The 22,888-nt window shown below is 71.8% G+C and carries 19 protein-coding genes and 1 pseudogene; 12 read left to right on the forward strand and 8 right to left on the reverse strand.

Going from position 1 to position 22,888, the window contains the following annotated elements; all coding sequences use genetic code 11:
- Positions 1–133: 133 nt before the first annotated feature.
- On the forward strand, positions 134–484 hold the full coding sequence (locus tag ACFC79_RS02985) for a DUF3817 domain-containing protein (RefSeq protein WP_376234340.1): 351 nt from the start codon (positions 134–136) through the stop codon (positions 482–484).
- A pseudogene (locus ACFC79_RS02990) lies at positions 481–818 on the forward strand (MTH1187 family thiamine-binding protein). Before ACFC79_RS02985 ends, ACFC79_RS02990 begins: the two are co-directional and overlap by 4 nt.
- Positions 819–887: 69 nt before the next feature.
- Here the strand turns inward: ACFC79_RS02990 and ACFC79_RS02995 are convergent.
- The gene (locus tag ACFC79_RS02995; protein ID WP_376234343.1) at positions 888–1,883 is read right to left on the reverse strand and encodes a DUF5937 family protein; all 996 of its coding nucleotides are present in this window, start codon (positions 1,881–1,883) and stop codon (positions 888–890) included.
- A gap of 75 nt (positions 1,884–1,958) precedes the next feature.
- Between ACFC79_RS02995 and ACFC79_RS03000 the strand changes: the two genes are divergently transcribed.
- The 4 genes from ACFC79_RS03000 (at position 1,959) to ACFC79_RS03015 (ending at position 6,197) form a co-directional block, all read left to right on the forward strand.
- On the forward strand, positions 1,959–3,473 hold the full coding sequence (locus ACFC79_RS03000; RefSeq protein ID WP_376234346.1) for an MFS transporter: 1,515 nt from the start codon (positions 1,959–1,961) through the stop codon (positions 3,471–3,473).
- A 10-nt stretch (positions 3,474–3,483) separates the two neighbouring features.
- Entirely contained in the window at positions 3,484–3,993 is a 510-nt protein-coding gene (locus ACFC79_RS03005) for a MarR family winged helix-turn-helix transcriptional regulator (protein ID WP_376234909.1), read from the forward strand.
- A 63-nt stretch (positions 3,994–4,056) separates the two neighbouring features.
- Positions 4,057–4,389: a DUF3817 domain-containing protein gene (locus ACFC79_RS03010; protein WP_376234348.1), complete on the forward strand. Its 333-nt coding sequence runs from the start codon at positions 4,057–4,059 to the stop codon at positions 4,387–4,389.
- Between the two features lie 107 nt (positions 4,390–4,496).
- Positions 4,497–6,197 (forward strand): methylmalonyl-CoA mutase, encoded by a 1,701-nt coding sequence (locus ACFC79_RS03015; protein WP_376234351.1) that lies wholly within the window; start codon positions 4,497–4,499, stop codon positions 6,195–6,197.
- Positions 6,198–6,258: 61 nt separating this feature from the next.
- On the opposite strand, the gene ACFC79_RS03020 is transcribed toward ACFC79_RS03015, so the two are convergent.
- Entirely contained in the window at positions 6,259–6,888 is a 630-nt protein-coding gene (locus ACFC79_RS03020) for a TetR/AcrR family transcriptional regulator (RefSeq protein WP_376234354.1), read from the reverse strand.
- 315 nt (positions 6,889–7,203) lie between these two features.
- Between ACFC79_RS03020 and ACFC79_RS03025 the strand changes: the two genes are divergently transcribed.
- The 4 genes from ACFC79_RS03025 to ACFC79_RS03040 all read left to right on the forward strand — a co-directional run bounded on the left by ACFC79_RS03025 (position 7,204) and on the right by ACFC79_RS03040 (position 11,384).
- The gene (locus ACFC79_RS03025) at positions 7,204–8,178 is read left to right on the forward strand and encodes a tetratricopeptide repeat protein (protein ID WP_376234356.1); all 975 of its coding nucleotides are present in this window, start codon (positions 7,204–7,206) and stop codon (positions 8,176–8,178) included.
- 600 nt (positions 8,179–8,778) lie between these two features.
- Positions 8,779–9,423 carry a DUF6230 family protein gene (locus tag ACFC79_RS03030; RefSeq protein ID WP_376234359.1) on the forward strand — a complete coding sequence of 215 codons (645 nt, stop codon included), beginning with the start codon at positions 8,779–8,781 and terminating at the stop codon, positions 9,421–9,423.
- 97 nt (positions 9,424–9,520) lie between these two features.
- Positions 9,521–10,096, forward strand: coding sequence for a DUF6114 domain-containing protein (locus tag ACFC79_RS03035; RefSeq protein WP_376234361.1), 576 nt, complete (start codon positions 9,521–9,523; stop codon positions 10,094–10,096).
- Positions 10,086–11,384, forward strand: coding sequence for a hypothetical protein (locus ACFC79_RS03040; RefSeq protein ID WP_376234364.1), 1,299 nt, complete (start codon positions 10,086–10,088; stop codon positions 11,382–11,384). Before ACFC79_RS03035 ends, ACFC79_RS03040 begins: the two co-directional genes overlap by 11 nt.
- A gap of 93 nt (positions 11,385–11,477) precedes the next feature.
- Here the strand turns inward: ACFC79_RS03040 and pyk are convergent, their stop codons facing one another.
- The 3 genes from pyk to pta form a co-directional block, all read right to left on the reverse strand.
- Entirely contained in the window at positions 11,478–12,908 is a 1,431-nt protein-coding gene (gene pyk, locus ACFC79_RS03045; protein WP_376234367.1) for a pyruvate kinase, read from the reverse strand.
- A gap of 74 nt (positions 12,909–12,982) precedes the next feature.
- Complete coding sequence (locus ACFC79_RS03050; RefSeq protein WP_376234370.1) at positions 12,983–14,257, reverse strand: acetate kinase; 1,275 nt, start codon at positions 14,255–14,257, stop codon at positions 12,983–12,985.
- Positions 14,254–16,377, reverse strand: a complete 2,124-nt coding sequence (pta, locus tag ACFC79_RS03055; RefSeq protein ID WP_376234373.1) for a phosphate acetyltransferase — start codon at positions 16,375–16,377, stop codon at positions 14,254–14,256. Before pta ends, ACFC79_RS03050 begins: the two co-directional genes overlap by 4 nt.
- A 301-nt stretch (positions 16,378–16,678) precedes the next feature.
- Between pta and ACFC79_RS03060 the strand changes: the two genes are divergently transcribed.
- Positions 16,679–17,704 carry an ATP-dependent 6-phosphofructokinase gene (locus ACFC79_RS03060; protein WP_376234375.1) on the forward strand — a complete coding sequence of 342 codons (1,026 nt, stop codon included), beginning with the start codon at positions 16,679–16,681 and terminating at the stop codon, positions 17,702–17,704.
- Between the two features lie 297 nt (positions 17,705–18,001).
- Here the strand turns inward: ACFC79_RS03060 and ACFC79_RS03065 are convergent, their stop codons facing one another.
- From ACFC79_RS03065 to ACFC79_RS03075, 3 genes are all read right to left on the reverse strand, one after another.
- Positions 18,002–18,634, reverse strand: a complete 633-nt coding sequence (locus tag ACFC79_RS03065) for a helix-turn-helix domain-containing protein (protein WP_376234912.1) — start codon at positions 18,632–18,634, stop codon at positions 18,002–18,004.
- Between the two features lie 180 nt (positions 18,635–18,814).
- On the reverse strand, positions 18,815–19,489 hold the full coding sequence (locus tag ACFC79_RS03070; protein ID WP_376234378.1) for a response regulator: 675 nt from the start codon (positions 19,487–19,489) through the stop codon (positions 18,815–18,817).
- A complete protein-coding gene (locus ACFC79_RS03075) occupies positions 19,486–21,210 on the reverse strand; it encodes an ATP-binding protein (RefSeq protein WP_376234381.1) in 1,725 nt (574 codons plus the stop codon). The genes ACFC79_RS03070 and ACFC79_RS03075 overlap by 4 nt, the downstream gene beginning before the upstream one ends.
- Before the next feature lie 165 nt (positions 21,211–21,375).
- Here ACFC79_RS03075 and ACFC79_RS03080 point away from each other — a divergent pair, with 165 nt between their 5' ends.
- Positions 21,376–22,746 (forward strand): cation:dicarboxylate symporter family transporter, encoded by a 1,371-nt coding sequence (locus ACFC79_RS03080; RefSeq protein WP_376234383.1) that lies wholly within the window; start codon positions 21,376–21,378, stop codon positions 22,744–22,746.
- The last annotated feature ends 142 nt before the right edge of the window (positions 22,747–22,888 follow it).

Consider the following 22,888-nt stretch of genomic DNA (forward strand, 5'->3'; position numbering starts at 1 on the left):
GGCCGGACGGGGGCGGAACGTGACCGGATACATACGCCCCCGGCACCGGGCGCCGTTCGGGCCGATGCCACAATGGGGTGCGCTTGTGCCCGCGTTCACAAGCCGTCACGACCCTCCCACCGAAGGTGCCCTCGTGGACATCAAGACCGCTACCGCCCTGCACCGGCTGCGCCTCATCTCGATCCCCGAGGCGCTCTCCTTCCCGGCGCTGATCATCTTCGGCTCGGTGCTCAGCCGGGTCTCGGACATCGACTTCCTGATGATGCCGCTCGGCATCCTGCACGGTGTGCTCTTCGTGATCTACGCCGTACTGCTGCTGGACGTCTGGTCCAAGACCAAGTGGCCGCTGAAGCGCGTCGCACTCTTCTTCCTGCTCGCGCTGTTGCCGTTCGGCGGCCTGTACGGGGACAAGCTCCTCAAGCGCTACGAGGCCGACGGCGTCATCGCCGCCCGGGCGCGCCGGGAGGGCGTGGTCGGCGCGTGATCGTCGCGTTCTCGGTGAGCCCGCTGGGGGTCGGCGAGTACGTCGGCGAGTACGTCGCGGACGCGGTCCGGGTCGTGCGCGAGTCCGGCCTGCCCAACCGCACGGACGCCATGTTCACCTCCATCGAGGGGGAGTGGGACGAGGGTGGGGTCTCCCCTGCTCGAAGGTAGTCGAGAGCTTGGGGAAGGACGTCGTCAAGCGCGCCGTCGCCGCCGTCGAGGCCCGTGCCGGACGCGTCTCCCTGGTGCTGAAGGCCGATATTCGGCCGGGCGTCACCGACGGCCTGACCTCCAAGGTGGCGACGGCCGAGCGGTACCTGGCGGAGTCGGACTGACCACCCCTCACCCATATAGGTGAACCGCAGGAACCCCCGGCCGGCCGACGGCGCCGGGGGTTTCGTCCGTCACGCCCCCGGTGCGTCCGGCGCCGCCAGGGCGATGCCCAGCGGCGTCCGCTCGTAGAGCACCTGGTGTCCGTACCGCCGAGACGTCAGCAGCCCCGCCGCGCGCAGCACCGACAGATGCTCCGACACGGAGGAGAGCGCGAAGCCCAGCCGCTCGGCGAGCGCGCTCGTCCCGGCCGGTTCGTCGAGCGCGTACAGGATCTCGGCGCGCCCCCGGCCGAGCAGGCGGGCCAGTGCCTGCGGGGTACGGTCGGCGGACCGCGTCCACAGCCCCCCGATCCCGCGCGCCGGGTACACGATCGCCGGCTGCCAGGGCGGCTCGAAGCCGCTGACCGCGTCCGGCCAGCAGAAGACGCTGGGGATCAGGACGAGCCCCTGCCCGCCCAGCACCCGGCTGTGCCGACCCTGGACCCCGACGATGGTGAGCGTCGAGGCCGACCAACTCAGCTGCGGGCTCAGCTCGCCGAGCAGCCGCTCGAAGCCGACCGCCGCGAGCCGCCGCGAGTGATAGGCGATGTCCGCCTCCAGCAGGGCGCGCAGCCGCGGCCAGTGCGGTGCGATCAGCGCCCGCCAGGCGAGCTCCAGCAGGTCGGCGAGGTCCTGGAGGGTCCGGGCGGGGTCGGCGAGCATCGCCCGTCCGGCGGGGGAGTGCAGTACCTCCGGCCGGTTCGCCAGCGTCAGCGCGAGGTCCTGGCGGGCGAGTTCCGGATCGAGCGCCCGCACCCCGGCGATCTCCTCCTCGAAGGACGGCATCGGGCCGGACGGCGGCGGGCTGAAGAAGTCCGGGCTGTGCCCGCTGCGGGGCATCAGCAGCCACAGCGGTCGCAGATCGAGCCCGGCCGCCGCCTCCCGGATCAGCCGCAGCCACGGCAGGTGGTACCCGTGCATGTCGGGCCGGTCCAGCACTCGTACGGCGGCCTGCGTCTCGCCGAGCGGCGACAGCGCGAACCGGCAGCGGAGCAGGTCGCTCTCGTCGAGGTGCAACTGGAACGACATGTGCGCCCTTCTCGCCAACTTTCGGTGTGTGCCGAAAGTCTACGGAGATCCGGCCCGTGCCCGCAGGCTGCGTCCATGCCGTCAGACACCGAGACCCCGGCGGAGCAGTGCCGTGCGGCGCTGCGCCCGCCCGAGAACCCCGCAGGCCCCGCGGGCCCCGCGGGCCCCGCGGGCCCCGCGGGCCCCGAGAGCCCAGTGGACGCCGTGAGCTCCGAGAGTCCCGCGAACGCCGCGAACGCCGCGAACGCCGCGAACGCCGACGACGCCGAGAACCCCGGGAATCCCGGGGGCCGCCCCTGCGCGGCGACCGCCGCCCCGGCGGTCGCGACCGCACCCGCCCCCGTCGGCTACCGTGACGTCTTCGCCGTGCGGGAGTTCCGGACGGTCTTCGCCGCGCACCTGCTCTCCCTCCTCGGCGTCGTCGTCAGCGAACTCGCCCTCACCGTCCTGGTGTACGGCCTCACCGGCTCGCCCTTGCTCAGCGCCCTCACCTTCGCGCTCGGCTTCCTCCCGTACCTCGTCGGGGGCACGCTCTTCGCCGGGGTCGCCGACCGCTACCCCGCCCGCCGGGTCCTGGTCACCTGCGACCTGATCTGCGCGGGGTGCGTCGCGGTGATGCTGCTGCCGGCCACCCCGGTCGGCGGGCTGCTCGCGCTGCGCTGCGTGATCGCCGCGGTGTCGCCCGTCTTCACCGGGACGCGGATGGCCGCGCTCACCGAGATCCTGGGCCGGGGGGACGCCTACGTCCTCGGCCGTTCGCTGCTGCGGATCGTCTCGCAGAGCGCGGTGCTCGTCGGCTTCGGCGTGGGCGGGGTACTGCTCGCCGCGCTGACCCCGCGCGGCGCGATGACCATCACCGCCGTGACGTTCCTCTGCTCGGCGGCCCTGCTCCGCCTCGGCACCCGCTCCCGCCCGGTTGCGGCCGACGCGAACGGCGGCGGCGCCCTGCTCGGGGAGTCGCTCGCCGGGGCCCGCACCCTGCTCGCGGACCGCCGGATCCGTGCGCTGATGCTGCTGTTCTGGGTGCCTCCGCTGTTCCTCGTGGCGCCGGCGGCGCTCGCCGCTCCCTACGCGGACGAGATCGGCGTCGGTTCGGCCGCGCTCGGGCTGCTGATGTGCGCGATGCCGGTCGGGCAGATCGCCGCGGAGCTGTACGTGGGCACCGGGCTCCCGCCCCGTCTGCGCTCCCTGATCGTGCTGCCCGCCGCGGCCCTGGAGCTGCTGCCGCTGATCCTGTACGGCTTCCGCCCCGGTGTCCTGCCGGCCGCGATCGTGCTGGCGGTGGCGGGTGCGGGCGGGGCGTACGCCATCGGCCTCGACAAGTGGTTCGTGGCGGCCGTCCCGGAGGCGCTGCGCGGCCGGGCCATGACCGTGCTCACCGCCGGGATGATGACGCTCCAGGGCGTGGGCATGGCCCTCGCCGGGCTCGCCGCCGAGTTCTTCCCGGTGCACCAGGTGGTCGCCGGGGCCGGGGCGGTCGGTGCCCTCTGCGTGCTGCCGCTCGTGCTGGAGGTGCGGCGGACCGGGCGCGACGATCATTTCCGGACCGAAGTTCGAGACGGAGCCGACCACCATATGGCCCATGGGTAAGGTCGACGGCGTGCCGAAGCCGCTGAGTCTCCCCTTCGACCCCATCGCCCGCGCCGACGAACTCTGGCAGCAGCGCTGGGGGCCGGTGCCCTCGATGGCCGCGATCACCTCGATCATGCGGGCGCAGCAGATCCTGCTCGCCGAGGTCGACGCGGTGGTCAAGCCGTACGGGCTGACCTTCGCGCGCTACGAGGCACTGGTGCTGCTCACCTTCTCCAAGGCGGGCGAGCTGCCCATGTCCAAGATCGGCGAGCGGCTCATGGTCCACCCCACATCGGTCACCAACACCGTGGACCGACTGGTGCGCTCCGGCCTGGTGGACAAACGCCCCAACCCCAACGACGGGCGGGGCACGCTCGCCTCCATCACGGACAAGGGCCGTGAGGTCGTCGAGGCGGCGACGAAGGACCTGGTCGGCATGGAGTTCGGGCTCGGTGCGTACGACGCGGAGGAATGCGCGGAGATCTTCGCCATGCTGCGCCCGCTGCGGGTCGCGGCCCAGGACTTCCAGGAGTCGTAGAACCTCGTTTCGGGGCCCGGCCCGCTGCAAGATCGCCCGGACCGTCCGGTTACGCTCGATGCCATGAAACGCAGTGTGCTGACCCGGTACCGGGTGATGGCCTACGTCACCGCAGTCATGTTGCTGGTGCTCTGCACCTGCATGGTCTTCAAGTACGGCTTCGACATGGGCAAGGACCTGACGCTCGTCGTCTCCCAGGTCCACGGCGTGCTCTACATCATCTACCTGGTCTTCGCCTTCGACCTCGGTTCCAAGGCGAAGTGGCCGGTCGGCAAGCTGCTCTGGGTCCTGATCTCCGGCACCATCCCGACCGCCGCGTTCTTCGTCGAGCGCAAGGTCGTGCGCGAGGTCGAGCCGCTGGTCGCCGACGCCTCCCCGGCGACCGCCGGGGCCTGATCCACCGGGGCCGCGGCCCCGGCTCCCCGTCTCCCGAACCGCCCCGTGCCGAGCGCTGGGCGGTTTGCCATCGACATTTACTAGGACGTCCTAGTAAATTCGAAGGTATGGACGCTGACGCGATCGAGGAGGGCCGCCGCCGCTGGCAGGCCCGTTACGACAAGGCCCGCAAGCGTGACGCGGACTTCAGTACGCTCTCCGGGGACCCCGTGGAGCCCGTGTACGGCCCCCGCCCCGGGGACGCGTACGAGGGGTTCGAGCGGATCGGCTGGCCCGGCGAGTACCCCTTCACCCGTGGGCTGCACCCGACCGGCTACCGCGGGCGCACCTGGACCATCCGCCAGTTCGCCGGCTTCGGCAACGCCGAGCAGACCAACGAGCGCTACAAGATGATCCTCGCCGCGGGCGGCGGCGGACTGAGCGTCGCCTTCGACATGCCGACGCTGATGGGCCGCGACTCCGACGACCCCCGCTCGCTCGGCGAGGTCGGGCACTGCGGCGTGGCCATCGACTCCGCCGCGGACATGGAGGTCCTCTTCCGGGACATCCCGCTCGGCGACGTCACCACCTCCATGACGATCAGCGGTCCCGCCGTCCCGGTCTTCTGCATGTACCTGGTCGCCGCCGAGCGCCAGGGCGTCGACCCGGGTGTGCTGAACGGCACGCTCCAGACCGACATCTTCAAGGAGTACATCGCGCAGAAGGAATGGCTCTTCCAGCCCGAGCCGCACCTGCGCCTCATCGGCGACCTCATGGAGCACTGCGCCCACGAGATCCCCGCCTACAAGCCGCTCTCCGTCTCCGGCTACCACATCCGCGAGGCCGGGGCGACGGCCGCCCAGGAGCTGGCGTACACCCTCGCCGACGGCTTCGGGTACGTGGAGCTCGGCCTCTCCCGCGGGCTGGACGTCGACACCTTCGCGCCCGGCCTGTCCTTCTTCTTCGACGCGCACCTCGACTTCTTCGAGGAGATCGCCAAGTTCCGCGCGGCCCGCCGGATCTGGGCCCGCTGGATGAAGGAGACCTACGGGGCGAGGACCGACAAGGCCCAGTGGCTCCGCTTCCACACCCAGACCGCCGGGGTCTCGCTCACCGCCCAGCAGCCCTACAACAACGTCGTGCGCACCGCGGTCGAGGCGCTCTCCGCGGTCCTGGGCGGCACCAACTCGCTGCACACCAACGCCCTCGACGAGACCCTCGCGCTCCCCTCCGAGCAGGCCGCCGAGATCGCGCTGCGCACGCAGCAGGTGCTGATGGAGGAGACCGGCGTCGCCAACGTGGCCGACCCGCTGGGCGGCTCCTGGTACGTCGAGCAGCTCACCGACCGCATCGAGGCCGACGCCGAGAAGATCTTCGACCAGATCAAGGAGCGCGGCACCCGGGCACACCCCGACGGGCAGCACCCGGTCGGACCGATCACCTCCGGCATCCTGCGCGGGATCGAGGACGGCTGGTTCACCGGCGAGATCGCCGAATCGGCCTTCCGGTACCAGCAGGCGCTGGAGAAGGGCGACAAGCGGGTCGTCGGCGTCAACGTCCACCACGGCTCGGTCACCGGCGACCTGGAGATCCTCCGGGTCAGCCACGAGGTGGAGCGCGAGCAGGTGCGCGTGCTGGCCGATCGCAAGGACGCCCGCGACGACGCGCGGGTGAAGGCGGCGCTGGACGCCATGCTCGCCGCCGCCCGCGACGGCTCCAACATGATCGGTCCGATGCTCGACGCGGTGCGCGCCGAGGCGACGCTCGGCGAGATCTGCGGGGCCCTGCGCGACGAATGGGGCACCTACACGGAGCCGCCCGGCTTCTGACCCGGGCATCGAGGGGGCGTCGCCGCGGGGACAACGCGGCGACGCCCCCTCGACGCGGGGACTACGCGGCGGACGCCGCCGCCAGCCCCCCGAGCAGCAGGCCGGTGAAGCGGCGGGCCCAGTTCTCGTCCACGGGCTCGGCGCTCACCAGCACCCGGTGCACGACCGCCCCGGCGATCACGTCGAAGATCAGGTCCGCGGTCGCCGCCGCCACGGCCTCGTCCTGTTCGGCGGGCAACTCGCCCCGCTCCTGCGCCCGACGGCGGCCCTGGAGCACCAGCCGCTTCTGCCGGTCCACGATCGAGTCGCGTATCCGGGTCCGCAGCGCCTCGTCCCGGGTGGACTCCGCCACCACCGCCATCAACGAGGTCCGGGTCTCCGGCCGCTCCAGCAACGCGGCGAACTGGAGCACCACCGCCTGCACATCGGCCGCCAGACTTCCCAGATCGGGCATTTCCAGCTCGTCGAAGAGGACCGCGACGGCGTCCACCACCAGCTCGTTCTTGCCCGCCCACCGCCGGTACAGCGTCGTCTTCGCGACCCCGGCGCGCGTCGCCACATCGCTCATCGTCAGCTTCGACCAGCCGAGGTCGACCAGGGAGGCCCTGGTCGCCTCCAGGATCGCTTCGTCGGCCGCGGCACTGCGCGGACGTCCCGTTCGTGGGGGTTTGGGGTGGCTGCGGCTCGGCATGCCGCGACCATACCGGTCAGTAAGTAGAGTCGACCGGTCCTGTTCCGCGTGAGACAGATCACCGAACGCCCATGTGCGCGAGGGGGGTCGGGCAGTTACGCTACGACCCGTAGCGTAAGGACGACGGCCGGGCCGTCGCCGCGCCGCGACCGAACGACAGCCACAGGCACCGGGTGGGGACCCGGCGCCGAACGGGTCTTTCAGGGGCCCACGGACCGTCTCCGGCCGTCCACTCCGCACACCGGCGGGAGCGCGGACGGGTGCGGTTCGCGCATCGCTTTCCGTATCGGTGTGCCAAGGGGGGAGGATGTACGCATGCAGCCTAGGAACATGTCCATGAGCGGCGTCGTCGACCTTGCCGCGGTGAAGGCGGCCGGCGAGGCCAAGGTGAAGGCGGAGCAGGCCCGTGCCGAGGCCGCCCGGCAGGGCGGTGCGGGTGCCGTGCCGCCGTCCGCCCTGGTGATCGACGTCGACGAGGCCGCCTTCGAGTACGACGTCATTCAGCGCTCCGCCGAGGTCCCGGTCGTCATCGACTTCTGGGCCGAGTGGTGTCAGCCGTGCAAGCAGCTGGGCCCGCTCCTGGAGCGACTGGCCCACGAGTACAACGGCCGCTTCGTGCTGGCCAAGATCGATGTCGATGCCAACCAGATGCTGATGCAGCAGTTCGGCATCCAGGGCATCCCGGCGGTCTTCGCCGTCGTCGCCGGGCAGGCCCTCCCGCTCTTCCAGGGCGTGGCCCCCGAGGATCAGATCCGGCAGACGCTGGACCAGCTGATCCAGGTCGGCGAGGAGCGTTTCGGTCTCACCGGCATCACGGTCGACCAGGGCGCCGCCGACGAGGCGGACCGGGTCCCGGCCGAGGCTCCCGCCGGACCGTACGACGCCCTGCTCGAAGCGGCGGTGCGGGCCCTGGACGCCAATGACTTCGACGGCGCGGTCCAGGCGTACCGCAACGTCCTGTCCGACGACCCGGCCAACACGGAGGCCAAGCTGGGCCTCGCCCAGGCCGAACTCCTCGCCAGGGTCAAGGACTTGGACGCGTCGAAGGTCCGCGGGGATGCCGCGGAGCGTCCCGCCGACGTGACGGCCCAACTCGCCGCCGCCGACCTGGACCTGGTGGGCGGTCATGTCGAGGACGCCTTCGGCCGGCTCGTCGAGACGGTGCGGCGGACCGCGGGTGAGGACCGGGATGCGGCGCGGCTGCGGCTGCTGGAACTGTTCGAGGTGATCGGCCCCGACGACCCGCGGGTGGGTGCCGCGCGCACCGCTCTGGCCCGGGTCTTGTTCTGATGTGACAAAACGGCCGCGGCACCCTCGGGGTGCCGCGGCCGTTTTCGCGAGCGAGCGATAAGAGACGGCGTCGCTTTACCAAATCTTGATAAAGAGCGCGCCTGTTACTCGCAGTAAATCGCCTCCCGGGTTCTGTCCCCATAAGGGTCCCGATTCTCCCTTTCGTCCACCTCTCCGGGGCCACCGTCCGTGGCCGCCCGGTTTCGCCCCGTGGTGCGCCGGTTATCGGTGCATTACCAGCGAGTAACGAACCCCTTGTGCGGCGGCCGGGAATGCACCACGATCGGCCACGCTCGGTCCAATGACGCCAAGCCCGGCCACCAGTCGGCGCGGTGGCGCCGTTGGGTCCCCACCGAGTGGGCCGACGGCAGCGGTGTCGGCCCCGGACAGGGGGGTTCCTGCCGTCCGGCGGGGCCTGTCCGAACGGGCCGCGCGCCTGCGCGGCCGGTGGTTGTCGCTCGGGGGTGATCGCCGGTGATTCGGACGCGGTTCCCGCCTCCGTGCGCGGGCGCTCTCCTTACCGAGGACGTAGCACTTCTCCCATCCCAGGACGGGCCCCGGGCCCGGACCGGAGATGTACGTCCGAGAAGGAGGAAATAGATGAGTTCCCAGGTTCGTGGCGGCACGAGATGGAAGCGCTTCGCTCTGGTCATGGTGCCGAGCGTCGCCGCGACCGCCGCGGTCGGCGTCGGTCTCGCCCAGGGCGCCCTCGCGGCGTCGTTCAGTGTGTCCGGCCAGGACTTCAAGGTGACCGCGGACAGCCTCGTCGGTCACGACTTCGTGCAGTACGGCTCCGTGGCCACCGGCAAGAGCCTCGACGGCACCAAGGACGAGGCGCACGCCGTCGCCGTCTCCGGCTTCAGTGATGCCACGATCACCAACATGTGCCAGTCGGTGGTCACTCCGAACCTGCCGTTCGGCCTCGGCACCGTCACGCTGCGGCTGACGGCGGGTACGAACCCGAACAAGCCGGTCACCGCGTCCAACCTGTACCTGGACGTCGCCGAACTCGACGCGGACGCCGAGTTCACGAACATCGACATCGGTGTGGCGGCCGGCAACATAGGCAAGCCGGGCATCCAGGCCGGTACCGAGAAGAAGGTCAACCCGAACAGCTTCGGGCAGCGCGCGGAGGAGGCGAAGCTGACCAAGGTGAGGCAGACGGCGTGGGCGACCACGGCCGGCACCTTCAAGCTCAGCGACCTGAGTCTGCGGCTGAAGTCGGGCAACAAGCCTTGCTACTAGGGCACTTGCCCTGGGTGGCCGGGGTGCCCGTCATGGGCCTCCGGCCGCCCACCCCTTCTCTTCTCACAGCAGTACCGGTTCCAGGGAGCTGTTTTCCATGAGCCCCGAGTCCACAGGGCAGAACGAGCACTACCTCCGCGCCTTCCGACGCGGATTCCGCACCTGGCGGGGTGACCGGCCGTTCTGGGCGGGCCTGTTCACCATGATGGGCGGTCTGCCCATCGCGTATCTCCCGTACGCCAACATGCACCTCGGCAACATCACACTGGCGATGTCCACGACGGCCGGCGCGGGATCGCTGATCATCGGGGTCCTGCTGATCACGCTGGGCCTCACGATGTGGTTCCACCACATCGTGCGGGTGTTCGCCGGCATCGCCGCGATCCTGCTGGCGCTGATCTCCATACCGGTCGCCAACATCGGCGGCTTCCTGATCGGCTTCCTGTTCGCCCTGCTCGGCGGTGCGCTCTCCGTCTCGTGGGCTCCGGGGGAGCCTGCCGAGCCGGAACCCGATTTCCCGGACGCCGGCGCGCGGGACGCCTCGTCGCAGGACACCGGTACGGGGACGCGGGAGCCCGGCCCGGACCTCCACAAGGCGGGGGTGTCCCAGGGGCGCCCGGAGCAGAACGACACGACAGTCGAGGTCGACGCCGGGAGGCATCGTGCGGGGTGACGAGAGGGAGCTGAGCTCGGCCGGGGAGGACCTCCGGACGGGAAATGGACCGCGTCACGCGGCCCCCAGGAAGTCGCTGCTGACGAAGCTGCACATCCCCGCGGGCAAGGCCATCGCCCTCGCCGCGATGCCGACGGCGGTCTTCGTGGGCATGGGGCTGACGCCGAAGCTGGCACTGGCCGACGACAACGCGGACATCCCCTTCGCCCCCGGTCCCTGCGTCACCCGTTCCGACGAGCCGAGCGAGTCGCCGTCCCCGACCGCGTCGGAGAAGAAGTCCCCGTCGCCGTCCGCCACCGATTCCGGCGGCAAGGACGAGGACGAGTCGCCGAAGCCCACCACGACCCCTTCGGCCGACGCCGCGGCGAAGTCCGCGAGGCCGAGCGGGACGAAGAGCGGGGCCGGGGCCGCCGACTCCTCGGCCGCGTCACCGAGTGCCACCCCCACCCCCACCCCCACGCCCACGAAGTCGAGGAACCCGCTCGACCCGCTGGGCGTCGGGGACGCGCTCAGGGACCTCTTCGGCATCCCGGACAAGGAGACGGCCGACCCGTCGCCGTCCGCGACCGCCGAGTCCCCGGAGCCGTCGCGGGGCGACTCGGCCGAGCCCGCGACGAAGCCCGCGGACACGGCGACGAAGCCCGCGGACGCCGCGAAGAAGACCGTCGACGGGACCGCGGACGCCATCCGCGAGGCCGCGCGGCAGGCCGGCAAGCCGGTCGAGGAGCTCGACGAGAGCGTCAAGGGACTCGACGCCAAGAAGGACGACGACATCCCGGACGGCGCCAAGCCGCGCTTCCCGTGCCCGACGCCCGACCCCGAGGCACTGGCCGCGGCCGACCTGGAGACGGGGGTGCCGCTGCTGCCGACCGACCCGTGGATCCTGAACAGCTCGATGCTCACCCTCAGCGGGCTCGACTACAAGGGCATCGTCGAGGTGAAGACGTACGACGGCACCATCAAGAAGGTGCTGAAGTTCACCGCGAGCTCCGTCGACATCAAGGACCTGCACCAGACGACGGTCGGCCCCATCGGCACCACGGCCCACGTCGAGGCGCGCAAGGGCTCCACGTCCACCATCCGCCACGGCACGGTGACCATGTACACGGAGGAGCTGAAGGGCAATCTCTTCGGCCTCATCCCGGTCACGTTCAGCCCGCACAGCCCGCCGCCGCTCAACGTCCCCTTCGCCTTCTTCACCAAGGTCAAGGTGACCCAGGCCGGGCAGTTCGGCGGGACGCTCAAGGTGCCCGGGCTGCACAACTACTTCACCGGCGGCACCGGCTGATCGGACCGGCCGGACCACGCACGAGGCGGTGGGCCGCACTCCTTCGGGGAGCGCGGCCCACCGCCTTGCCGTATGTGTCCGTACCGGACTGCGTCAGTCGCGGTCGCCGCCGCCGACGTGGTGCACCCGCACCATGTTCGTGGTGCCGGGGATGCCGGGGGGCGAACCGGCCGTGATGATCATCGTGTCGCCCTCGTTGTAGCGGCCCAGCTTCATCAGCTCCGCGTCGACCAGGTCGACCATCGCGTCCGTGTTGTCCACGTGCGGGACGACGTGGGCCTCGACGCCCCAGCTCAGCGCGAGCTGGTTGCGGGTGGACTCGTCCGTGGTGAAGGCAAGGATGGGCTGCGCCGCGCGGTAGCGCGAGAGCCGCCGGGCCGTGTCACCGGACTTGGTGAAGGCGACCAGCGCCTTGCCGTTCAGGAAGTCCGCGATCTCGCAGGCGGCACGGGCCACCGAACCGCCCTGGGTGCGCGGCTTCTTGCCCGGCACCAGGGGCTGGAGACCCTTGGAGAGCAGCTCGTTCTCGGCGGCGACGACGATCTTCGCCATCGTCTTGACCGTCTCGATCGGGTACGCGCCCACGCTGGACTCGGCGGACAGCATGACCGCGTCGGCGCCGTCCAGGATCGCGTTGGCGACGTCGGACGCCTCGGCGCGGGTCGGACGCGAGTTGGTGATCATCGACTCCATCATCTGGGTCGCCACGATCACCGGCTTGGCGTTCCGCCGGCAGAGCTCCACCAGGCGCTTCTGCACCATCGGGACCTTCTCCAGCGGGTACTCGACGGCCAGGTCGCCGCGGGCGACCATCACACCGTCGAACGCCATGACGACGCCCTCCATGTGCTCGACCGCCTGCGGCTTCTCCACCTTGGCGATGACGGGGACCCGGCGGCCCTCCTCGTCCATCACCTTGTGGACGTCCTTGATGTCGTTCGCGTCCCGCACGAACGAGAGCGCCACCAGGTCGCACCCCATCCGCAGCGCGAACCGCAGGTCCTCGACGTCCTTCTCGGACAGGGCCGGGACGTTGACCGCCGCACCGGGCAGGTTGATGCCCTTGTGGTCGGAGATGACCCCGCCCTCGATGACGATCGTCCGCACCCGCGGGCCCTCGACCGCGACGACCTTCAGCTCGACGTTGCCGTCGTTGATCAGGATCGGGTCACCCTTGGCGACGTCCCCGGGCAGCCCCTTGTACGTCGTGCCGCAGATCGACTTGTCACCGGGCACGTCCTCCGCGGTGATGGTGAACTCGTCCCCGCGGACCAGCTCGACCGGCCCCTCGGCGAACTTCGCCAGACGGATCTTCGGCCCCTGGAGGTCGGCGAGCACACCGACGGCCCTGCCGGTCTCGGCGGCGGCCCGGCGGACCCGGTCGTAACGACCCTGGTGCTCCTCGTGGCTGCCGTGACTGAAGTTGAAACGGGCCACGCTCATGCCGGCCTCGATCAGAGCGACGAGCTGCTCGTGCGAGTCGACGGCGGGACCGAGTGTGCAGACGATTTTGGAACGGCGCATGAGGCGGATCCTATCGGTTTGTTCAGCAGCGGAATATTCCGTCTGGCGGAAGGTACAAAGGGGCGCGAGGGTGCTCAGTTGTGGCTCTGTCCGATGAGTGCGAAGGTCTGGACGGCGATCTCCAGCTCCTCGTCCGTCGGTACCACCGCGACCGCCACCCGCGCGTGGTCCGGCGAGATCAGCCGGGGTTCGCCGGACCGCACGGCGTTCAGGTCCGCGTCCACCGCCAGGCCGAACCCGTCGAGACCGGCGATCGCAGCCTCCCGCACCGGCCCCGAGTTCTCCCCGACCCCCGCCGTGAACACCACGGCATCCACCCGGCCGAGGACCGCCGAATAGGCGCCGATGTACTTCTTCAGCCGGTGCACGTAGATGTCGAAGGCCAGCGTCGCGCGCTCGTCGCCCGCCTCGACCCGGCGCCGGATCTCCCGCATGTCGTTGTCGCCGCACAGCCCGACCAGGCCGCTGTGCCGGTTCAGGAGCGTGTCGATCTCGTCCGTCGACATGCCCGCCACCCGCACGAGGTGGAAGGTGACGGCCGGATCGATGTCCCCGGAGCGCGTGCCCATCACCAGCCCTTCCAGCGGCGTCAGCCCCATCGAGGTCTCCACGCACCGGCCGCCCGCCACCGCCGACGCCGATGCGCCGTTGCCCAGGTGCAGCACGATGACGTTGACGTCCTCGGGCGCGCGCCCCAGCAGCTCGGCGGCCTTGCGGGAGACGTAGGCGTGCGAGGTGCCGTGGAAGCCGTAGCGCCGGATGCGGTGCGCGTCGGCCACCTCCGTGTCGATCGCGTACCGGGCCGCGTACTCCGGCATCGTCGTGTGGAACGCCGTGTCGAAGACCGCCACCTGCGGCAGGTCCGGGCGCAGCGCTCGCGCGGTGCGGATGCCGAGGACGTTCGCCGGGTTGTGCAGCGGGGCCACCGGGATCAGCCGCTCGATCTCCTCCAGCACCTCGTCGTCGATCACCACCGGTGCGGTGAACCGCAGCCCGCCGTGGACCACCCGGTGCCCTATCGCCGCCAGCGCGGGGGAGTCCAGGCCCAGTCCGTCGGCGGACAGCTCCTCGGCCGCCGCCTTGAGCGCGGCCTCGTGGTCGGCGATCGGGCCGGTGCGCTCGCGTCGCTCGGCGCCTTCGCCGACCAGCGGCGTGTGCACCAGCCGGGACGTCTCCTCGCCGATGCGTTCGACGAGCCCGGAGGCCAGCCGGGAGTGGTCGCTCATGTCCAGGAGCTGGTACTTCACCGACGAGGAGCCGGAGTTGAGGACGAGTACCCGATGCGGGGCGGTGCCGGACGGGCGTTGCGGGGCCGGGTGGGACGAGTCCGGTGTGTTCCGGGCGGTCATGCGGTGCGCTCCTCGTTCTGGGCCTGGATCGCCGTGATGGCCACGGTGTTCACGATGTCCTGGACGAGTGCGCCCCGGGACAGGTCGTTGACGGGCTTCCGGAGCCCCTGGAGCACCGGTCCGACGGCGACCGCACCCGCCGAGCGCTGCACGGCCTTGTAGGTGTTGTTGCCGGTGTTCAGGTCCGGGAAGATCAGCACGGTCGCCCGGCCCGCCACCTCGGAACCGGGCAGCTTCGTGGCGGCGACGCCCGGATCCACCGCGGCGTCGTACTGGATCGGGCCCTCGATCAGGAGGTCCGGCCGGCTCGCCCGGACCAGTTCCGTCGCCTCGCGCACCTTGTCCACGTCGGCGCCCGATCCCGAGCTGCCCGTCGAGTACGACAGCATCGCGATCCGCGGCTCCACACCGAACCGGGCGGCGGTGGCGGCCGACTGCACCGCGATGTCCGCGAGCTGCTTCGCGTCCGGGTCCGGGTTGACGGCGCAGTCGCCGTACACCAGGACCCGGTCGGCCAGGCACATGAAGAAGACGGACGACACGATCGACGCGGCGCGCCCGTCGCCTGCCGCGCCGTCCGAGGGGCCCTGTCCGGCGCCCCTGGTCCTGATGACCTCGAACGCGGGCCGGATCGTCGCCGCGGTGGAGTGCACCGCCCCGGAGACCATGCCGTCCGCGAACCCCTCCTCGACCATCAGGGTGCCGAAGTAGTTGACGTCCGCGACCACGTCGTACGCGAGTTCCGCCGTGACGCCGCGGTGCGCGCGCAGTCGCGCGTACCGCTCGGCGAAGGCCAGGCGCAGCTCGGAGGTCTGCGGGTCGATGATCCGGGTGTCGGCGAGGTCGATACCGAGGTCGGCGGCCTTCTTGCGGATGGCATCGGGCTCGCCGAGCAGTGTGAGGTCGCAGACGTCGCGGCGCAGCAGCACGTCGGCGGCGCGCAGCACGCGTTCCTCGGAGCCCTCCGGCAGGACGATCCGGCGCCGGTCGGCGCGCGCCTGCTCCAGCAGCTCGTGCTCGAACATCATCGGGGTGACCCGGCCGCTGCGGGCCACCGAGATCCGGTCCAGCAGCGCGCCGGTGTCCACATGGCGCTCGAAGAGGCCCAGCGCGGTCTCCGCCTTGCGGGGCGTCGCCGCGTTCAACTTGCCCTCCAGGGCGAAGAGTTCCCCGGCGGTCGGGAAGGAGCCGCCGGCCACGGAGACGACCGGGGTGCCGGGCGCGAGCCGTGCGGCGAGGGTGAGGATCTCCTCGTCGGGGCGTTCGTCCAGGGTCAGCAGCACCCCCGCGATGGGCGGGGTCCCGGCGCTGTGCGCGGCCAGCGAGCCGACCACCAGGTCCGCCCGGTCCCCGGGCGTCACCACCAGGCAGCCCGGTGTCAGCGCCTTCAGCAGGTTCGGCAGCATCGCGCCGCCGAAGACGAAGTCGAGCGCGTCCCTGGCCAGCCCGGAGTCGTCGCCGAGCAGCACCGTGCCGCCGAGCGCCGCGGTGATCTGGGCGACGGTGGGCGCGGAGAGTGCCGCGTCGTCGGGCAGCACCGAACAGGGGACGGGCAGTTGTGGCGCGAGCCGTTCCGCCATGGCGTCCCGGTCCCCGGCCGCCACCCGGTTCACGATCACCGCGACGACGTCGCAGCCCAGTCCGGCGTAGGCCCGGTAGGCGTTGCGGGCCTCGGCGCGGACGGACTGCGCCGTCTGGCCCCGGCCGCCGACCACCGTGATCACCGAGGCGCCGAACTCGTTGGCGAGCCGGGCGTTGAGCGCCAGTTCGTCGGGCAGCTGGGTGGCGGCGAAGTCCGTGCCGAGGACCAGCACCACCTCGTACGCCCTGGCCACCTCGTGGAAACGGTCGACGAGGCGGGAGACCAGTTCGTCGGTACCCTGCTCGGCCTGGAGCGCGGACGCCGCCTCGTAGTCGAGGCCGTAGACCGACGCGGGGTCCTGGGAGAGGCGGTACCGGGCCCGCAGCAGCTCGAACAGCCGGTCCGGCCCCTCGTGGACGAGCGGCCGGAAGACCCCGACCCGGTCCACCTGACGCGTCAGGAGTTCCATGACTCCCAGATCGACGACCTGCCGGCCGTCTCCCCGGTCGATCCCGGTCACGTACACGCTGCGTGACACGTGTGCTCTCCCGTCCATATGTGCGGTTTGGGATGGCAATGCGATGTTGACGATACCCGTGCCGGCGGAAGCGCAGCCCACCGGAGGAGGGGGTCGCGCCGGAGGCCGTCGAACCGCGCTCCGGAGCGGCGGTCGAATCGCCGCGGGGGCCGGCGGAACACCCGTGCGGCGACCCCCGCAACGGATGAGCCGGTGAGGTCCAGACCAGACGTGGGACAATCGACGTGGCCCAGGCGGCGGGAGATCCCGATTCCTCCCGCGATGCACGGTCACAGCACTAGCGAGCAGGAGACAGCACACGATGCGCATCGGAGTTCTCACCGCAGGCGGCGACTGCCCGGGCCTGAACGCAGTGATCCGGTCGGTCGTGCACCGTGCCGTGGTGGGTCACGGCGACGAGGTCATCGGCTTCGAGGACGGCTTCAAGGGGCTGCTCGACGGCCATTTCCGTCCGCTCGACCTCAACGCGGTCAGCGGCATCCTCGCCCGCGGCGGCACCATCCTCGGCTCGGCCCGGCTGGAACGCGACCGGCTGCGCGAGGCCGCCGAGAACTGCGCCGAACTGAGCCGCCGTTACGGCATGGACGCGCTCATCCCGATCGGCGGCGAGGGCACCCTCACCGCCGCGCGGATGCTGTCGGACGCGGGCATGCCCGTCGTCGGTGTCCCCAAGACCATCGACAACGACATCTCGGCCACCGACCGCACCTTCGGCTTCGACACGGCGGTGGGGGTCGCGACCGACGCCATAGACCGTCTCAAGACCACCGCGGAGTCGCACCAGCGGGTCATGGTCGTCGAGGTGATGGGCCGCCACGCGGGCTGGATCGCGCTGGAGTCCGGCATGGCGGGCGGCGCGCACGGCATCTGCCTCCCCGAGCGCCGTTTCGAGGTCGACGATCTGGTCACGATGGTCGAGGAGCGCTTCGCGCGCGGCAAGAAGTTCGCGGTCATCTGCGTGGCCGAGGGCGCTCATCCGGCCGCGGGCTCCATGCCGTACGCCAAGGGCGAGATCGACCAGTACGGTCACGAACGCTTCCAGGGCATCGGCAACCGTCTCGCGATCGAGCTGGAGAAGCGCCTCGGCAAGGAGGCACGGCCGGTCATTCTCGGCCATGTGCAGCGCGGCGGCACGCCGACCGCGTACGACCGGGTGCTCGCCACCCGCTTCGGCTGGCACGCCGTGGAGGCCGCGCACCGGGGGGACTTCGGCCGGATGACGGCGCTGCGCGGCACCGACATCGAGATGGTTCCGCTCGCCGACGCCGTCACGCAGCTCAAGACGGTCCCCAAGAACCGGATGGACGAGGCCGAGTCGGTCTTCTGACCCCGGGCACGCGCTCCCGGTGCGTGGTCCGGTGCGCGGGGACGGGCCGTCCTCGCGCGTCGGTCGTGGAGGTGCGGTGCGACGTGCCCCGGTGGCCCTGACCGACCCGGTGGCCGCGGGCGGCAACGGCGGCTGACCAGGACAACCGGCGGCGGGTGCGACGCGCGGGGTCCGTCCCGGCCGGGGGCTGCCGCCCGGCCGGTACACCGGTCACGTTCCGGCCGGAGGTCGCCGACCGGCTCGCGCGTCGGCGGGTGTGGCGCGGCCCGGCCGCGCCCTCGCAGGCGGCCCGACGGCTCAGCTGCCCGTTCCCACCACCCCCGCCGCCCGCCAGAAGCGTTCCAGGATCTGGGCGAGGAACGCCCGTTCCGCGTCCCGAGCCGCCCCGTCCCGCTCCGAACCTCCCCGGCTCGGCGTCGGCACCGCCAGCGCCCGGTAGTCGGCGTGCAACCGCTCCAGCGTGTCCACCAGGAGCCCCCGCTCCAGCGGCACCAGCTTCGCCACCGACCGGATCTGCGCCTGCCGATGCGTGGTGACCGCGTCGCGCAGCAGCTCCGCGAGTTCCTCGTCCCGGCCGGACACCGTCACCAGTCCGGCGGGCGTCAGCCCCAGCACCTCGACGAGCGCCGCGGACTGGCGTTCGTTGCCGCGCCAGCGCCCCGACTCCTCCATGCGCAGATACGCGGAGGCCGTCAACCCGACCAGCCGCGCCAGTTCCGCCGCGGAGAGCCGCCGGGCCGTCCGGTGCTCCCGCAGGGTCCGCGCGGCGGTCAGCAGTTCATCCGGCGAGCACCACAACACCCCGGCCAGCGCGGTGAGTTCGTACTCGCTCGGGGTGGCGGCCCCACGCTCCCAGGCGATCACCGTCGAGGTATCGATCCGGAGCCCGTACTGGGCCCCGAGGCCGTACGCGACATGTCCGGGCAGCATTCCCAGGGCCTCGCGGAGACGGCGTGCGGCGGGGGCGTCGAAGGGAGGGGAGCCCGAGGGCCGGGAATCGGGGCGCGGGGAGGGGGGCACGGCCCCACCGTAGGAGCCGGCCGGCCGTGCGACCACGGTGCGTTCCGCCGATATCCCGGCTCGTAGGAACGTCCTATGCGCCGGGCGGGGTCAGTGCCCCCGGTCCACCCACCGGTAGTGCAGCTCCGGTCGTCCGACCTGACCGTAGTGCGGACTGCGTGCCGCGCACCCGACCGCCACCAGGTGCTCCAGGTAGCGGCGCGCGGTGATCCGCGAAATGCCCAGCCCGGCCCCGGCGGCCGCCGCCGTCAGCCCGTCGGGCGCGGCCCGCAGGGCACGGGTCACGGCCTCCAGCGTCGGGGCGCTCAGCCCCTTCGGGAGCCGGGACGGCTGCGGGGCGCGCAGCGCACCGAGCGCACGGTCCACCTCGTCCTGGCCGCTCGCCTCACCGGCCGCCGCACGGAACTCGGCGTAGCGGACCAGCCGGTCGCGCAGGGTGGCGAAGGTGAACGGCTTCAGCACGTACTGCACGACCCCGAGCGACACGCCCTCCCGGACCACCGACAGGTCGCGCGCCGACGTCACCGCGATGACGTCCGCCGCGTGCCCGGCCGCGCGCAGCGAGCGCAGCAGGTGCAGGCCGTGGCCGTCGGGCAGGTACAGGTCCAGGAGCAGCAGGTCGACCGGGGCGCGGTCCAGCGCCCGTACCGCCTCCGCGCGCGAGTGCGCGACCGCGGCCACCGCGAAGCCGGGGACACGCTCCACGTACAGTCGATGGGCGTCCGCGGCGACGGGATCGTCCTCGACGACGAGCACCCGGATCATGCGACGACCTCCTCGGTGGCATGCCGCCCGCGGTCGCCCGCCGTCAGCGGCAGGCGCACCGTGAACCGGGCGCCGCCGCCCGGCCCCCGGTCCAGTTCCACCGTCCCGTTGTTGCGGTGCACCGCCTGCCGTACCAGGGCCAGGCCGATGCCCCGGCCCTGGCCGTGCGTCGACCAGCCGCGGTCGAAGACCTCGGGGGCGTCCCCCGGGTCGATGCCCGCCCCGGTGTCGGTGACCCGCAGCAGCAATTCGTCCTCCCCGGCGAGTGCCGTGACGGTGACCCGGGCCCGGCCGGACCGGGCCGGTGCCGCGTCGGGCTCCCCGGGCACGGGCGGCTCCGGCCGCTCCGCACCCCGGGGGCCCGGCACCGCCGCGGGAACCGGCCCGCCGGTGGCTGCCTCCGACGCCGCGTCCACCGCGTTGTCGATCAGGTTGCCGAGGATTGTCACCAGGTCCCGGTCCGGCAGCGCCGCCGGCAGCGCGCCGTCGTCGATCAGGCTGTCGTCCGCGAGCACCAGTTCCACGCCGTGTTCGTTCGCCTGTGCCGCCTTGCCCAGCAGCAGGGCCGCCAGCACCGGCTCGGCGACGGCGCCCACCACCCGGTCGGTGAGGGTCTGGGCCAGCTCCAGCTCTGCGGTGGCGAACCCGACCGCCTGCTCGGTCCGGCCCAGCTCGATCAGCGAGACGACGGTGTGCAACCGGTTCGCCGCCTCGTGCGCCTGGGACCGAAGGGCCTGCGTGAACCCCCGCTCGGAGTCCAACTCGCCGGAAAGCGCCTGGAGTTCCGTGTGGTCGCGCAGGGTCACGACGGTGCCGCGCCGCTCCCCGCCCACCACCGGACGGGTGTTGACCACGATCACCCGGTCCGCCGTCAGATGCAGTTCGTCGACCCGCTCCTCGGAGGCGAGCAGTGCACCGGTCAGTGGCGCCGGCAGCTCCAGGTCGGCGACGCGGCGCCCGAGCGCGTCCGGTCCGAGGCCGAGCAGTTCCCGGCCCGCGTCGTTGATCAGCGCGATCCTGCGCCGCCCGTCGAGCATCAGCAGGCCCTCACGCACCGCGTGCAGCGTGGCCTGGTGGTAGTCGTGCATCCGGCTCAGCTCGGCCGCGTTCATGCCGTGCGTGTGCCGCCGCAGCCGGGCGTTGATCACGTACGTCCCGATGCCGCCGAGGGCCAGTGCCCCGCCCGCGGCCAGCCCCAGCGCCCCCAGCTGCGCCCGCACCTGCGAGGAGACCCGGTCGACCGTGATGCCCGCACTGACCAGGCCGGTGATCCTGCCGCCGTCCCGGATCGGGGTGACGACGCGGATCGAGGGGCCGAGCGTGCCGGTGTACGTCTCGGTGAACGTCTCCCCGCGCAGCGCCTGCGCGGTGTGCCCGAGGAACTCCTCCCCGATCCGGTCGGTGTCCGGATGCGTCCAGCGGACCCGCTGCGGGGACATGATCGTGACGAAGGCGATCCCGGTGTCCCTGCGGACCCGTTCCGCGTACGGCTGGAGCACGGCGGACGGCTCCGGGGCGCGGGCCGCCTCCCGCACGGACGGGGCGTTCGCGATGGCCAGCGCCGCCGTCCTCACCTGCCGGGTCGCGGTCTCCTCCGCCTGCTTGCGACCGGAGGCGTAGGCGAAGAACGCGCACCCCGCCACGACGGCAGCCACCAGCACCACCTGCATGGTGAAGAGCTGCCCGGCAAGGCTGCGCGGACGGGTACGGGGGAAACGCATGGTTCCAGTCTGCCCGGCCGGAAACGCATGAACGAAATGCACGCAACCGTGACCGTCGTCACAAGGAGCGAGATATTCACCAAGGGTTTTCCGGCCCCGTTCCGCCGGACAGCCCTTGCGCCCCCAGGGACGGGGGAGCGACCCGGACGAACCGAGGAGAACCCCGTGACCGTGGCAGCCGCCAGGCGGGACCGCACGCACTATCTGTATCTGGCCGTGATCGCCGCCGTGGGCCTCGGCATCCTGGTGGGCTTCGTGGCCCCGGGCGTCGCCGTCGAGCTCAAGCCGATCGGTACGGGATTCGTCAACCTCATCAAGATGATGATCTCGCCGATCATCTTCTGCACGATCGTGCTGGGCGTCGGTTCGGTGCGCAAGGCCGCCAAGGTCGGAGCGGTCGGCGGACTCGCCCTCGGCTACTTCCTGGTGATGTCGACGGTCGCGCTCGCCATCGGCCTGCTCGTCGGCAACTTCCTGGAGCCCGGTCAGGGCCTGCACCTCACCGAGGCGGCCCGCGCCGCCGGTGAGAAGCAGGCGGCGGGCGCCAGTGAGTCGACCGCGGACTTCCTGCTCGGCATCATCCCGACGACCATCGTCTCCGCCTTCACCGAGGGCCAGGTGCTCCAGACCCTGCTGGTCGCCCTGCTCGCGGGCTTCGCGCTCCAGGCGATGGGCGCGGCGGGCGAACCGGTCCTGCGCGGCATCGGCCACATCCAGCGTCTCGTCTTCCGCATCCTCGCCATGATCATGTGGGTGGCCCCGGTCGGTGCGTTCGGCGCGATGGCGGCCGTGGTCGGCGAGACCGGCGTCGACGCGCTGAAGTCCCTCGCGGTCATCATGATCGGCTTCTACCTCACCTGCGCGATCTTCGTCTTCGTGGTGCTCGGCACGATCCTGCGGCTGGTCGCCGGGGTCAACCTGATCGCCCTGCTGAAGTACCTGGGCCGTGAGTTCCTGCTGATCCTCTCCACCTCCTCCTCGGAGTCCGCCCTGCCGCGGCTCATCGCGAAGATGGAGCACCTGGGCGTCAGCCGCCCGGTCGTCGGCATCACCGTGCCGACCGGCTACTCCTTCAACCTCGACGGCACCGCGATCTACCTCACGATGTCGTCGCTCTTCATCGCCAACGCGATGGGCGACCCGCTGAGCGCCGGTGAGCAGATCTCCCTGCTGCTGTTCATGATCGTCGCCTCGAAGGGCGCGGCCGGGGTCACCGGCGCGGGGCTCGCCACCCTCGCGGGCGGCCTCCAGTCGCACCGGCCCGGACTCGTCGACGGCGTCGGTCTCATCGTCGGCATCGACCGCTTCATGAGCGAGGCCCGTGCCCTGACGAACTTCGCCGGAAACGCGGTCGCCACCGTCCTGGTCGGCACCTGGACCAAGGAGATCGACAAGGCACGCGTGGACCTGGTCCTCTCCGGCGCCCTCCCGTGGAACGAGCAGATGCTGGGCCAGGACGGCGAGCACGGCGACGCCGCGGACGACGTCCCGCAGCCGCGCGGCGGCGACCAGGAGCCCGCGGGGGCGAAGGCGTAGCACGCGGGCATCCGGCGACCGGGGTGGGGGCGCCCGCACACCGCGGGCCCCCCCCCGGCGGGGGGGGCGGGGGCCCCCCCCCGCCGGTACCGGCACCCCCCCCCCGGCCCGCCGGCGGGCGGCCGGCCGGGGGGGCCCCCGC

It is taken from the genome of Streptomyces sp. NPDC056061 (genome assembly GCF_042266885.1).
GTDB lineage: Bacteria > Actinomycetota > Actinomycetes > Streptomycetales > Streptomycetaceae > Streptomyces.

What these genes read in the sequence shown, in the direction of transcription:
- ACFC79_RS02995 (WP_376234343.1), bottom strand. Translation starts at nt 1,883, where the DNA reads ATGTCGTTCCAGTTGCACCTCGACGAGAGCGACCTGCTCCGCTGCCGG.
- ACFC79_RS03000 (WP_376234346.1), top strand. Translation starts at nt 1,959, where the DNA reads ATGCCGTCAGACACCGAGACCCCGGCGGAGCAGTGCCGTGCGGCGCTG.
- ACFC79_RS03010 (WP_376234348.1), top strand. Translation starts at nt 4,057, where the DNA reads ATGAAACGCAGTGTGCTGACCCGGTACCGGGTGATGGCCTACGTCACC.
- ACFC79_RS03015 (WP_376234351.1), top strand. Translation starts at nt 4,497, where the DNA reads ATGGACGCTGACGCGATCGAGGAGGGCCGCCGCCGCTGGCAGGCCCGT.
- ACFC79_RS03020 (WP_376234354.1), bottom strand. Translation starts at nt 6,888, where the DNA reads ATGCCGAGCCGCAGCCACCCCAAACCCCCACGAACGGGACGTCCGCGC.
- ACFC79_RS03025 (WP_376234356.1), top strand. Translation starts at nt 7,204, where the DNA reads ATGCAGCCTAGGAACATGTCCATGAGCGGCGTCGTCGACCTTGCCGCG.
- ACFC79_RS03030 (WP_376234359.1), top strand. Translation starts at nt 8,779, where the DNA reads ATGAGTTCCCAGGTTCGTGGCGGCACGAGATGGAAGCGCTTCGCTCTG.
- ACFC79_RS03035 (WP_376234361.1), top strand. Translation starts at nt 9,521, where the DNA reads ATGAGCCCCGAGTCCACAGGGCAGAACGAGCACTACCTCCGCGCCTTC.
- pyk (WP_376234367.1), bottom strand. Translation starts at nt 12,908, where the DNA reads ATGCGCCGTTCCAAAATCGTCTGCACACTCGGTCCCGCCGTCGACTCG.
- ACFC79_RS03050 (WP_376234370.1), bottom strand. Translation starts at nt 14,257, where the DNA reads ATGACCGCCCGGAACACACCGGACTCGTCCCACCCGGCCCCGCAACGC.
- ACFC79_RS03060 (WP_376234375.1), top strand. Translation starts at nt 16,679, where the DNA reads ATGCGCATCGGAGTTCTCACCGCAGGCGGCGACTGCCCGGGCCTGAAC.
- ACFC79_RS03065 (WP_376234912.1), bottom strand. Translation starts at nt 18,634, where the DNA reads ATGCTGCCCGGACATGTCGCGTACGGCCTCGGGGCCCAGTACGGGCTC.
- ACFC79_RS03070 (WP_376234378.1), bottom strand. Translation starts at nt 19,489, where the DNA reads ATGATCCGGGTGCTCGTCGTCGAGGACGATCCCGTCGCCGCGGACGCC.
- ACFC79_RS03075 (WP_376234381.1), bottom strand. Translation starts at nt 21,210, where the DNA reads ATGCGTTTCCCCCGTACCCGTCCGCGCAGCCTTGCCGGGCAGCTCTTC.